This window comes from Photorhabdus hindustanensis (assembly GCF_002968995.1).
In the GTDB taxonomy this organism is placed as follows: domain Bacteria; phylum Pseudomonadota; class Gammaproteobacteria; order Enterobacterales; family Enterobacteriaceae; genus Photorhabdus; species Photorhabdus akhurstii.
Window position 1 is genome coordinate 1 of the sequence record NZ_PUWT01000070.1, and the last position, 12,337, is coordinate 12,337.

The following is a 12,337-nucleotide window of genomic DNA, read 5'->3' on the forward strand; positions in this document are numbered from 1 at the left end:
GTTACAAAATGCTGGAAATGCCGCTGCGTAAGCGGCTCTGGCAATGCCCTTTCTGTCGAGTCGAACATGACCGCGATATCAATGCGGCGCTCAACATCGAGCGCAAGGGCATAACAGAATTACAGGCGGCGGGACTCGTCGTCTCTGCCCACGGAGGCCAGCGTAAATCCGTCATAAAGACGGTGGCGGCCTGAGAAGTGGGAAGCCTCGCCGTTTTTACGGCGGGGAGCAGTCACTTAGCGCTTCTTCCGCGCGTTCCAAAGTGTATTTTCCCGAATATATCAACGTGCCGTGATAAAGTATGCGAAAAGCTTCTTTGAAGGCGATTGGCATGACGGGAGCGTCTTCCCAGTCAGCTTCGGCAATATGAATATAGGCTACCCCGATATTATTCAGCACACTCGCGGCAGCCAGATAAGTTGCTTCGGGCGTGTCATCTTTTGAACCCATCAGGGTTGTGAGTGGCGCCAGGCGAACACCTAGCTTATCTTTCCCTATTGCGGTAGCCACTGATGTAGCGACTTCTCTCAAGAAACGTAAACGATTTTGTAAAGTTCCACCGTATTCGTCATCTCGTAGGTTGGTCTGAGAATCAATAAACTGATTAATAAGATAACCATTCGCCGCATGAAGCTCTACGCCATCAAAACCGGCGGCAATAGCATTATTTGCCGCTTGAACATAATCATTTACGATATCTGGAATTTCATCAAGTGTCAGTGCTCGTGGCTGCGAGTGTTGTACCATTTCACCGATACCATGTTTAGGTCCACGGCCTTCCACATCCAGAAAAACTTTTACACCTTTTGCTTGGAGGGCAGAGGGAGAAACAGGCGCAGAATTATCAGGTTGTAGAATCGTGTGTGAAACTCGTCCCACATGCCATAATTGAGCAAAAATTTTGCCTCCTGCCATATGTACCGCATCTGTTACTTTTTTCCATCCTATCACCTGCTCAGACTTATAAATACCTGGCGTCCATGCATATCCTTGTCCCTGTTGGCTGATTTGTGTACCTTCGCTGATAATTAGTCCCGCACTGGCACGTTGTGCATAATATTCAGCCATCAAATCAGTCGCTATACCGTCTGTTCCGGCCCGTGAACGTGTCATTGGCGGCATAACAATGCGATTAGATAACGACAAACCATTCAGAGAATAGCGTTCAAACAGCATAATATTCCTCACTCTTCATTAATCATTGATTTTAATTTGTGTATATGGAGATATTATGCTTCGCGAATTCTTTCTAAAAAGGCTTATTAGTACAAAAGACTTTTGCTGTAAATGTAAAAATGTTCGAGTTTTTTTATATCTAAGTAAATATGTAAACAGCTCCCGAAGGAGCTGAAATAAACAAATATTCTCCTGCAACGCTAAGAGATTATCGAGTTTATTAATAAGCAGGATTAATTAATTATCTCATTGAGGGGCAAGCCCTTCTGGACTAACCAGGCGTTCGTTACGGTCAAGTGTGGCGATAGCCGTCATATCGTTTGCATCAAGTCTAAGCATGGAAGCCCTCAGATTACTTTGTAAATTTTCGCGTTTAGTTGAAGAAGGGATCACGCTATAACCTAATGTCATCGCCCAAGACAAAATCACCTACGCAGGAGTGGCCTGATGTTTTGTGGCTATGCGTCCGATAACCTCATCTTGAAGAGCTTTACTATAAGCAAGGGTCATATAGGAAGTGATATGAATTCCATGATCTTTCGCCCAAGCTGTCACATGACAGTTTTGTAGATAGGGAGAAAGTTCAATCTGGTTCGTGGCGATGTGTTCAACACCTACTGCATCGATAGCCTGTTGCATTAGATCAATGGTAAAGTTTGAAACGCCGATTTCTCGTGTCAATCCCATATTTTTGGCGGCCAGTAACGCATTCATTGTTTCATCAACACTGACAACGTTATTTGGGGATGGCCAATGAATTAACGTCAAGTCAACATAATCAGTGCGCAGCTTAGCTATACTCTCTTTAAGACTCGGTATCAATTTTTCCTTGCCCAAATTTTCTGTCCAGATTTTTGTCGTGATATAGATATCTTCACGGGCTACACCGCTTTCTTCTATGGCTTGTCCTACCGCTGCTTCATTCTCATAAATCTGTGCTGTATCAATTGCACGATATCCCAATTCAAGAGCATTTTTTACTGATGTAATCACAACATCATCTTTCAAACGAAAAGTACCTAATCCAAATGCAGGAACAGACATAATAAGCCTCATTTAATATTTAATTAAGAAAGGTTTTATTATCATGAGATAAATTGCAATAAAAAAGAGCAATAAACGCAGAAGTCTTTTGCTGATATGACAAAGATATAACTTAAATTAATTTAAATAAATTATTTACAGGAACTTCATTTAACAAGAGGCATAGTTAGTTTTTTGATATTTTTCTCAAGCTTAATTTAGCTCTATATATTGTTTTTTATATTCTTGCGCTTTTTGTCAGCAATCTGAGCCATTCCTCCATGCGCCTCTACTACGTGGCGCAATGCTATTAGAAACGTTTCCTGCCCGCCTTCTTCATCCATATCAACAAAAGCCTGATGCAGATAGTACTGCGCAAATTCAGGGTCTTCGCGGAGAAGCTGCGCCATCGCATCATCATGTAAACGTGCTTTGGTCATAATCACCTCTTTAAGTAATCTTTCAGGCATGCAATAGCCAGGTCTATATGAAGCTCCCAGACACCTTCTCTGCATGGTTTATGATCACCAAAATTTCCTGTGACCATCCGGTTAACCCGCGACGAAATTTTTGATTTCGCTATCGGGTCACGAATCTCTTTCAGGAACTCTATATGTAAATCCCGTTCATCGGAAATGGGGTAATGTTTAATCGTATTCATGTGGCATGTTGTAGCTTTAAAGCTACAATTTTGTCAATATAGCTTAGGCTTTATTATTCGTCTTTACCCGCATTTTTGAATACTATATCACCTATAAATGATATAGATGGAAATCAAGTATTAATACATATTAACGATAAAACTGGATATAACATAGGTGTAAAAAGAGATGTTGGCATTGAAATTGAATAAATTTATAAAAAAAATATTTATTATATTTATTTGTTTGGGGGTGGTTTTAATTACCCCTGTTTTATTTGTAAATATTAATTTGTCATATACGAAAAATGACTTTATTAAATATAATATGTTCACTTTTGATGAAATTAAAGGAATGCCATTTATTTCAAGTGACTATATTATTTATTACGATTCACCTGATGGGACAAAACCAATGATTAACGAGGTTGTATTTTCAAATGTTAATCAGAATCGTAAAATAGAGTTAATAAACTATATTGAAAATATAGGATTTATGAAAAATGGCGGTGAGTATTGGAGTAAAGGTAATATTTTTATAAAGATAAAACAAGGTGATACAGATCGCACGGTTTTGTTCTCCGTTGAGAAAAATTAAAAGATATTAGATTGTTTTAACGATAGTTATAAGCATAGACATAAAGAAAGGGGGGCTGTTAGTTAGCTTCGCTCACAGCTTAACAAGGTTGCCCTTGAGCAGCCTTCTCCCCCCCTTTTTTTTATCGGCTAATCCGGTAAATAAAATCGATAGAAAAGGCGATTTATCCTACTTTTTTCAGGAAACAGGTTTTCAATACTAACCCTCTGATTTTATCTGCGTTACATTCGATTTCATCGTCACGATGAGTTAAACGGATATTTTTAATTAAAGTGCCGCGTTTTAGCGTTGCTGATGTGCCCTTTACTTTTAGATCCTTAATGATCTGTACAGAATCACCATCATTAAGCAGGGTGCCATTACTGTCTTTTACTTCGTTATCCATTTTATTATTTCCTCAAGTTATTTCTGAAAATAAGTGTGGATTATAGACAATTTGTGCTGATTTTTAAAGAATATGGCGAAATTTATCCGTATGGAGGGCATTTTATGATGTTTTGCTGTGTCGGAGTCTTGGGTAATGAAAGGTTAATGTAAACAGGTCCCCGTTGTTAACAGGGACCTGTAAGTCTCAGAGCTCTTAATATGACGGCTCTTTATATTTTATTGCTCAACGCTTGCTTCAATAAACCATAAGAATTTGTCGAGATCACGGGAGGCGGCGGTTAACATATCCGCGGTGTTTTCATCCTCAACTTCATCCATCGCTTTGCGGATATCATTAGCGACAACAGCATAACGGTCGGCTAATGCTTTTAGATGGTCTTGCACGTCATGGATATTTGTTGGGTAACTTTTCAGTATCGTGTGTCTACTAATTTCTTGTACGGTGCCAAGAGCTGTTCCACCTAGTTGTACGACTCTTTCTGCAAAAATATCCGTATGTTCAGTAATCGTGGCACGAAAGGTATCCAGCATTTCATGGATGGAAATGAAATTTCTGCCACGCATGTTCCAATGTGCTTGTTTGGTAAGCAGGGAAAGATCAATAAATTGGATAACCGTGTGGTTCAGAATTTCAATGGTTTCCTGTTTAATATCATCATCGATATCATTGCGAGTATAAAGTAGTGTGGATATCCCTGTTTTGATTAATCTTGCAGTATCCATAATAGTTTTCCCTTGGTATTAATAATGAGTTTTTTATTGACTGAGACGAATGTAACTCAATATTAGTCTTAAATCATATAGCTTGTTCCTATTAAATCAATAGTTAATTTTTATAGGAAAATATTTACCATGGAATTCTTATGATAATATTGAAAAATATAATAATTTATAAGATGAATTTGTGTGAATAATTTAATCATGAATGAGTTCATTTATAAAAAAACCGGAGAATAACGTTATGACTCCGGCTTCCATTTTATCTCGATTAAAGAAAATAATTAATCGACTTCGGTGATTTTAGGTTTTCCTTTTATTGTTGACGTAGAACCGATGGAGGCAAAAATAATACAGAATAGTGCCAGCCATTGCGTTATAGTCAAATGTTCGTTCAAAAATACAATACCAGATAGCGCACCCAGTGCGGGTTCAAGGCTCATCAGAGTACCAAATGTCTGTGCGGGTAAACGGGTCAGAGCGATCATTTCCAGTGTATATGGGAATGCAGTAGACAGAATCGCAATTGCCAGCGCCAAGGGGAGAATGGACATGTCAAATAATAGTTCTGGCCCTGTTTGTATCAAACCGACAGGGAAAAATATCATAGCAGCGATAAATGAACCAACAGACACTGTTGCTGCTCCATGACCTGCACCGGCGCGTTGGCCGAAAATAATATATAGCGCCCAGCAAACACCCGCGCTGAGTGCATAAATGATCCCTGTAGGATCTAAGTTATCAATATTATTATTGCCAATGGGGAGTAGGAAAGCTAAACCGGTGATAACCAATGCCACCCAGAGAAAATCTATTGGTCGGCGTGATGAGAACATGGCTACAGCCAGCGGGCCGGTAAACTCAAGGGCCACGGCAATACCTAAAGGAATAGTTGTCAGCGCCATATAGAATGTATAATTCATCGCGCCAAGAGCAATACCATAGGTAAGCAGTGGCATAATGGATTTTCGGCTAAAACGCAGACGCCAGGGTTTAAAAATAATAAACAGAATGATAGTTCCAAGACCTAGGCGCAGTGCGGTAACACCCGGTGCGCCGATGACCGGAAACAGCGTTTTGGCAAGAGAAGCACCGCTCTGAATTGATGTCATGGCAAGCAGTAACAGTATTACAGGTATTAATGGAAAGGCACTCTTTTGGAGCTTGGAAGAAGACATCCGGGCAAAACCTCAATTAAAATCAAATGATCTGACCGATAATCTTGGCAGTGAAACGTAGATAACTCAATAGGTTTAGAGAATATAATTTTAACGAAATATTTTTCATTTATTAGACCATATTATATGGTTATAGTGAAATTAAATTTTATTATTGAAATATAATCCTGATATAAATCTATATTTTATTTTGATGTGTTGATAATTGAGGGATTACAAGTGATGAAGGTATTTATTACAATCTGATTGATGTTTGATTTCATATCATAATAATTAAGCATAAGTTATGATTAATGCTAATATATTGAATATGAAAAAGCCATTCTTATTTTGTTTTGCTTGATATCAGTTTTATAAGTGAGTTGTATGATTGTGATATTAACGTATAATCCTGATTTTCATGTGGAGATAAAGCAACAGGAGCTGAGATAATGAAAAGTATTGCTGTTTATTGTGGTTCAAGTCTGGGTGTATCTGAAATCTATAAAGAAAATGTCATTATCTTCGCAAAGGAATTGGTTAAACGTAATCTTACGCTTATTTATGGTGGCGCCAGTGTAGGTATTATGGGAACTGTTGCTAATACGGTTTTGGCAGAGGGCGGGAAAGTGATTGGTGTTATTCCAACATTATTGGAAGCTCGGGAAATATCACATAAAAATCTGACTGAATTATACGTTGTTGAAACTATGCATCAGCGTAAAAACAAAATGATTGAATTAGCTGATGGTTTTGTTGCTTTGCCTGGTGGCTTTGGTACGTTAGAAGAGTTTAGCGAGGTATTTACTTGGAGTCAGATTGGGTTACATACGAAACCTTGCGGTATTCTTAATATTAATAACTTTTATGATCCGCTCATTGCCATGATTAATAAAATGGCGGATGAGCAATTTTTGCATGAAAAATATCGTCATATGGCAATAATTGAACAAGATCCTGCTATCTTACTCGATCGTTTTGATACTTATCGGGCGCCATCGATAAAAACCTATTAAAATCAATTTTATAATGAAAAATCGATATTATTGTAATACTGTCAATAAGGAACCAGAAAATAAAACTTGAACTGATAAGGGAATTAAAAATATGGGGATACGATCCACTTTAATGAAAGAGAGTATGATACAGAAATGAGAGAAATAATCAGCATTCACCTTTGATTAAGGTAGATAAGATATTAATTCTCGAAATAAATAAACCATTCCTGTTGCATAAATATTTATTTAAATATTTTACCACAGGAATGGTTGTTAATATTAATGGTTAAATATTAGCTTACAATCATATATTCTACTATTGGATTGTTACCGCCATCCGCTGTATAGGATAAGTGTAAATCATCACCTAAATAATCGGTTGAGATTGAGTAGCTGCTGCTGCCAATCAAAGGATTGCTCCATGTAATATAGATGCTATAGATTTCGCCTTTGCTATCTACAAATACATAGGTACAACGCCCTGCAACACCACCTAACAGGCTGTTTGAATCACTTCTCCAAATCGCTTTTCCAGGAGTGTTGTCATTGCTTCTATTAATTACTTGAGGAGGAAGAGTGGTCCACTCACCTTGATCAAGACGGATAGAATCCTGAATAAGTTTAAGTTTATATGGTGATTTGTTAGTTACTTTTACAATAACGCTGATTGGTGCTTTTAAGGAAATTGCTTCGATCTCTGACATAGTATCACCTCTTGTGATTGATTTTAAAAGTATAATTAATAAATTCCAAGATTTTAATTCAACCTGTTATGGTTATATAAAATAACTTGGGGTGGAACCTTCTTAGCTATATTTGATAGCTTATTTTTACTTCTTATTAGAATTCCATTTCCTCATATTTCCTGAATTTCAATCTTTTTATATTTTGGTGTTTTTATTTATCGTTACCACCATTTTATTATCGCTTTTAATAATTTTTATCCTTTTAAAAGATTAAAATCAAAAAAAACTATCTATTAAATGGTGTAGATAAAAGGCTTTATTTTGCCTCGATGTTTTTTAAGATACCGTTTCTCTCAGATAAAAGTCAATTTTTTTTGCTCTTTGTGTTTTATTATAAAATAACAACCGGTTAATTATATTTTTGTACTTAAAAACGTAGATATAAATGATAAAATATGTCTATGTTTTTAATAGATAATATATAAAACAACTATAATGGAAAATAAAAATAGTCCGCTAAATCTATGGCGAGTTAATAATGATTTTATTATTTTTGAACATTAATTCATCATTATATTGATGAAATGTTAATGTGTTGTAATATCGAATGAGTATAACTTAGTCACAGATTGTATTTATTTTGAGTAGCAATAAATGCACTAATTTGATAAGTCTTTATTATTGCTAATAAGTTTTCTGATTCATTGACTTATTGATTAACAGATATTTGGATAATGAGCTAATATTATATTCACGACAGGGATTATTACATCCTTGATTAAAATAGCATAAAAAAATGAAATTGTTATAAATATAATGTCATTGAACCTTAATATGTTTATTTTCAGTGTGGCATTATTGGTTATTTTTATTTCTTCTTTGTGTCTGATTTAAAAACACATTCAGCATAAAACTAAATCGTATCACGATATCGTTTTGTCATTCAGAGTACCAATTGGAAGCTTCTTGCTATCTTATTAAAAGTAAAAAATCAAAACAGTCTATTTTTAATGATGGATTATTCTATTGATAAGTTGCCGGTGTAACATGCGCTTTAGAGTGACGCTATAAATCAGTAAGAAACGGGTAGCAAGTGGTGTTAGCAGAGAATTTCCTAATTTTTTTGCCCACTGAAAATTTTTGTTTTAAATTGTAGACGACTGGTCTAATTCGGTATAAGTTGTATCTATGCAAACGAATAGAAACCCCCAAGATATCCGTCAGCACATCCTAGACATTGCTCAACAAGTTATTGGATGTAAAGGCTTTTCAGCCGTCGGACTTAATGAAATTTTAAAGGCGGCAGAAGTGCCGAAAGGCTCGTTTTACCATTATTTCGCGTCGAAAGAGGTATTTGGCGCCGCTATGCTTGAAGATTACTTTACGCACCATCTCGAAAGGATGGATAACATCATGGCGCGTAAGGAGTGGACAGCGAAAGAGAACTTAATGCAGTACTGGCAAGGTTGGTTGGAGCCGTTGGAAGACGGTACTGTTTGTGGGCAAAAGTGTTTGGCGGTTAAGCTCGGAGCTGAGGTGAGTGATCTATCTGTAGCGATGCGTCTGGTGTTGGAGAATGGGACAAAGAGTATTGTTATGCGCCTTGCCTCTGTCGTGGAAAGCATTGTTCATGAGGGTGGATTGAATTGTTCTGTTGAGGAAGCTTTTCCGCTGGCTGAGGCGCTATATCAGACTTGGTTAGGGGCTAGCCTGATGGCGAAGATCACCCAGAGTAACGCGCCGCTGCAAAGTGCTATGGCTAGCACGAAACGATTATTGAATGCATAGCGAATAAAAACACTGTTGGAAGTCACTATTCATCAGTGTTTTTTTATACCTAATGATTAGACGACTGGTCTACTTTTTTGGTATCTCAATGATACTGACTTTTAATGTTGAAGGAGAAGATGAATGTTTCAAACACAACAAATAAATCGCCGTATCGTCTTGGCTTCACGTCCGAATGGTTCCCCGACACTGACTGATTTTCGTCTGGAACAGCAACCTATTCCTGAGATAAAGGAGAAAGAAATACTGTTACGCAGCGTTTTTCTTTCGCTAGATCCTTATATGCGTGGGCGAATGAGTGATGAACCATCCTATGTGCCACCGGTGGAGCTTGATAGCGTTATGGTTGGTGCAACAGTGAGTCGGGTAGTGTCTTCAAATCATCGGAGATATCAGGTGGGTGATTGGGTACTGGCATATAGCGGTTGGCAGGATTATGCCGTTTCCGATGGTAGCGGCCTTCTCAACTTAGGCCAATCGCCTGTTCACCCATCCTATCAATTAGGAGTGTTCGGTATGCCAGGCTTGACTGCTTATACCGGGCTGTTGGATATCGGTCAACCCAAGGCTGGTGAAACATTGGTTGTTGCTGCGGCAACGGGTCCGGTTGGTGCAACGGTTGGTCAGATCGGTAAGCTTAAAGGCTGTTATGTCGTTGGCGTAGCGGGTGGTGCGGAAAAGTGTCGCCATGCTGTTGATATATTGGGATTTGATGTTTGCCTTGACCACCATGCTCCAGACTTTGAAGAACAGTTGTGCAAGGCTTGTTCGAAGGGAATTGATATTTATTTTGAAAATGTGGGCGGCAAGGTATTTGACGCTGTTTTGCCGTTACTGAATGACTTTGCTCGCGTTCCGGTTTGCGGAATGGTTTCTCGTTATAACTCCACTAACCTTCCAGAAGGGCCAGATCGCTTGTTTTTGTTGATGAATAAACTGTTGAGGAAGCGAATTCGGATGGAGGGATTCATTGTGACTGATAATTATACTCGGCGTTTTGATGAATTTTCACGTGATATATCCGCATGGTTTGATGATGGCAGGATAAAATATCGTGAAGAGGTGGTGTCAGGTTTGGAAAATGCTCCACAGGCGTTTATTGGCTTGTTGCAAGGCCATAATTTCGGCAAGTTAGTCGTCCGTGTCGGTCCTGATAATTAAATGCTACTAGACATAATTCGACCTATACAGTGAGGTAGTTGTGCGAAATTTTAGGTATTACAACCCAACTAAAATCGTTTTTGGTAAAGAAACTATTAGCCGTCTTGATAGCTTGGTACCACGGGATGCGCGGGTACTGATTCTCTACGGCGGCAACAGTGCTGAAAAAACCGGAACGTTGGATGAAGTCAGAAGTGCGTTGGTTAATAGAACTGTCCAGGAGTTTGGTGGTATTGAAGCTAATCCGACTTACGAAACGTTGATGAAAGCGGTTGAATTGATACGCAATAGTGAAGTGGATTTCTTGCTCGCTGTCGGCGGTGGTTCTGTGATTGATGGCACTAAATTTGTGGCGGCGGCTGTGAATTTTGCAGGAGAGCCTTGGCGTATTTTGGAAGAGGGGGGATCGCTTGTTCAGAGTGCTCTCCCGTTTGGTACCGTTTTGACGCTACCCGCGACAGGTTCAGAGATGAACAATAGTTCGGTGATTACCAATAAAGCGAAACAAGTTAAGCTGGATTTTATGAGTTCGCTTGTTTTTCCTCAATTCTCCATTATGGACCCAACGAAAACCTATACTCTTCCGTTACATCAGGTGGCTAATGGGGTGGCTGATGCTTTCACACACGTGATGGAACAGTATTTGACTTATCCTGCTAATGGCATGGTGCAAGATAGGTTGGCTGAGGGGCTATTGCAGATATTGATTGAAATAGGCCCCCAGGCTATGAACACCTCGGATAATTACGAGATCCGCTCCAATCTAATGTGGGTCGCGACTTTGGCTCTCAATGGTTTGATTGGTGCTGGTGTGCCGCAGGATTGGTCCACACATTACATCGGTCATGAATTAACTGCGCTTTACGGTATTGATCATGCTCGAACATTGGCGATTCTCCTGCCTGCTACTCTGAAAATCTGCCGGGAAAGCAAGCGTATCAAATTGTTGCAGTACGGTGAGCGTGTTTGGGGTATTACCAGTGGAGATGAAGAACAACGAATTGATCAAGCTATTGCATATACTCGCGGTTTCTTCGAGGATTTAGGAATTCAGACCCATTTGTCAGATTACAACCTTGGTGTTGATGACATTGATCGGGTGGTGAAACGATTGGAAGCTCACGGTCTGACTCAATTGGGTGAAAACAGAGACATTACGTTAGATATTAGTCGCCAAATCTTGCAAGCAAGCCTTTAAGTTGGAGGAGCGCCCTGGGGAAAATTCCAGGGCTTCTCTCTGGAGTCTATTTTAGGGAACGAATTTGCAGTACGATGTAAGTTAAATAGGAAAAAAATGTTTGAGTCAAAAATGGATAATAAACATCAGCAATCGTCGCATATTCAGTTGGAAAATAATCTCTATCGAATTGTAGTGAGTAACAGCCATAATTTTAATGAATGGTTGTATTTGCGGAATAGATTATGGCCTACGGCATCAGAAGAAAGTCACCGTGAAGAAATGAACTCGATTTTGAATTCTGATAACCAGATTGCTTTTATGATCCAATCGGATTTAGGTGATTTTTGCGGTTTTGCAGAGGCTTCACTGAGATTTGAATATGTCAATGGATGCAATTCCTCTCCAGTAGCTTACCTTGAAGGGATCTATATTTCCCCGGAATTAAGAAGAAAGGGTTTAGCGACTCGTCTTATCACTCATATTAAAAATTGGGCTAAGGATCGTGGATGTACTGAAATGGCATCAGACGCTGAAATAAATAATGAAGAATCACTGGCTCTTCATTTGTCTCTTGGGTTTATAGAAACAGAACGGGTAGTTTTTTTCAGGAAGTTAATCAAATAGGGATCAATTGGATGGCGAAATGGGACTTGGATTATTTCTATCATCATTCATCTCTTATAACTGAATGCTGATGCGAATTACATTGTGCTACATATATTATGTCTCTCTGACATGATAACTTAACCTCATGTATGCATCTTTAATTAGCTCGAATAACGCACAAAACTTCCCGCGATCTCTTAACCTTGTTGTGGCATAATGC

13 protein-coding genes and 2 pseudogenes are annotated in these 12,337 nt (G+C 38.6%); 7 read left to right on the forward strand and 8 right to left on the reverse strand.

The genetic code is table 11. From position 1 onward, the window contains the following. The coding region (locus C6H66_RS21160; protein ID WP_146111089.1) for a zinc ribbon domain-containing protein at window positions 1-194 on the forward strand (194 nt) is incomplete at its 5' end. Window positions 195-216: 22 nt separating this feature from the next. On the opposite strand, the gene C6H66_RS21165 is transcribed toward C6H66_RS21160, so the two are convergent. The 4 genes and pseudogenes from C6H66_RS21165 to C6H66_RS27765 form a co-directional block, all read right to left on the reverse strand. Further along, entirely contained in the window at window positions 217-1,176 is a 960-nt protein-coding gene (locus tag C6H66_RS21165; protein WP_248000770.1) for an alkene reductase, read from the reverse strand. A 246-nt stretch (window positions 1,177-1,422) separates the two neighbouring features. After that, window positions 1,423-2,220 (reverse strand): annotated as a pseudogene (gene dkgB / locus C6H66_RS21170) (2,5-didehydrogluconate reductase DkgB). A 233-nt stretch (window positions 2,221-2,453) separates the two neighbouring features. Further along, window positions 2,454-2,639: pseudogene (locus C6H66_RS21175) on the reverse strand (helix-turn-helix domain-containing transcriptional regulator); the annotation flags it as partial. 2 nt (window positions 2,640-2,641) lie between these two features. Continuing rightward, a complete protein-coding gene (locus tag C6H66_RS27765; protein WP_072165121.1) occupies window positions 2,642-2,860 on the reverse strand; it encodes a type II toxin-antitoxin system RelE/ParE family toxin in 219 nt (72 codons plus the stop codon). 169 nt (window positions 2,861-3,029) lie between these two features. On the opposite strand from C6H66_RS27765, the gene C6H66_RS21185 reads away from it, so the two are divergent. Continuing rightward, a complete protein-coding gene (locus C6H66_RS21185; protein WP_181150256.1) occupies window positions 3,030-3,437 on the forward strand; it encodes a hypothetical protein in 408 nt (135 codons plus the stop codon). A 163-nt stretch (window positions 3,438-3,600) separates the two neighbouring features. Here the strand turns inward: C6H66_RS21185 and C6H66_RS21190 are convergent, their stop codons facing one another. The 3 genes from C6H66_RS21190 to rhtA form a co-directional block, all read right to left on the reverse strand. Further along, window positions 3,601-3,822: an alkylphosphonate utilization protein gene (locus C6H66_RS21190; protein ID WP_036777898.1), complete on the reverse strand. Its 222-nt coding sequence runs from the start codon at window positions 3,820-3,822 to the stop codon at window positions 3,601-3,603. A gap of 218 nt (window positions 3,823-4,040) precedes the next feature. Beyond that, a complete protein-coding gene (dps, locus tag C6H66_RS21195) occupies window positions 4,041-4,547 on the reverse strand; it encodes a DNA starvation/stationary phase protection protein Dps (RefSeq protein WP_105396643.1) in 507 nt (168 codons plus the stop codon). Between the two features lie 278 nt (window positions 4,548-4,825). Then, window positions 4,826-5,719 (reverse strand): threonine/homoserine exporter RhtA, encoded by an 894-nt coding sequence (rhtA, locus tag C6H66_RS21200; RefSeq protein ID WP_105396644.1) that lies wholly within the window; start codon window positions 5,717-5,719, stop codon window positions 4,826-4,828. Window positions 5,720-6,150: 431 nt separating this feature from the next. Here rhtA and C6H66_RS21205 point away from each other — a divergent pair, with 431 nt between their 5' ends. After that, window positions 6,151-6,714 carry an LOG family protein gene (locus tag C6H66_RS21205; RefSeq protein ID WP_036814606.1) on the forward strand — a complete coding sequence of 188 codons (564 nt, stop codon included), beginning with the start codon at window positions 6,151-6,153 and terminating at the stop codon, window positions 6,712-6,714. A gap of 275 nt (window positions 6,715-6,989) precedes the next feature. Here C6H66_RS21205 and C6H66_RS21210 read toward each other — a convergent pair whose 3' ends face one another. Next, window positions 6,990-7,400, reverse strand: coding sequence for a toxin (locus tag C6H66_RS21210; protein ID WP_065391331.1), 411 nt, complete (start codon window positions 7,398-7,400; stop codon window positions 6,990-6,992). A 1,170-nt stretch (window positions 7,401-8,570) separates the two neighbouring features. Between C6H66_RS21210 and C6H66_RS21215 the strand changes: the two genes are divergently transcribed. The 4 genes from C6H66_RS21215 (at window position 8,571) to aac(6') (ending at window position 12,135) form a co-directional block, all read left to right on the forward strand. Further along, window positions 8,571-9,170, forward strand: coding sequence for a TetR/AcrR family transcriptional regulator (locus tag C6H66_RS21215; RefSeq protein WP_105396645.1), 600 nt, complete (start codon window positions 8,571-8,573; stop codon window positions 9,168-9,170). A gap of 123 nt (window positions 9,171-9,293) precedes the next feature. Continuing rightward, window positions 9,294-10,331, forward strand: coding sequence for an NADP-dependent oxidoreductase (locus tag C6H66_RS21220; protein WP_105396646.1), 1,038 nt, complete (start codon window positions 9,294-9,296; stop codon window positions 10,329-10,331). Between the two features lie 40 nt (window positions 10,332-10,371). Further along, the gene (locus tag C6H66_RS21225) at window positions 10,372-11,529 is read left to right on the forward strand and encodes an iron-containing alcohol dehydrogenase (protein WP_105396647.1); all 1,158 of its coding nucleotides are present in this window, start codon (window positions 10,372-10,374) and stop codon (window positions 11,527-11,529) included. Between the two features lie 111 nt (window positions 11,530-11,640). Continuing rightward, entirely contained in the window at window positions 11,641-12,135 is a 495-nt protein-coding gene (gene aac(6') / locus C6H66_RS21230) for an aminoglycoside 6'-N-acetyltransferase (RefSeq protein ID WP_082300795.1), read from the forward strand. The last annotated feature ends 202 nt before the right edge of the window (window positions 12,136-12,337 follow it).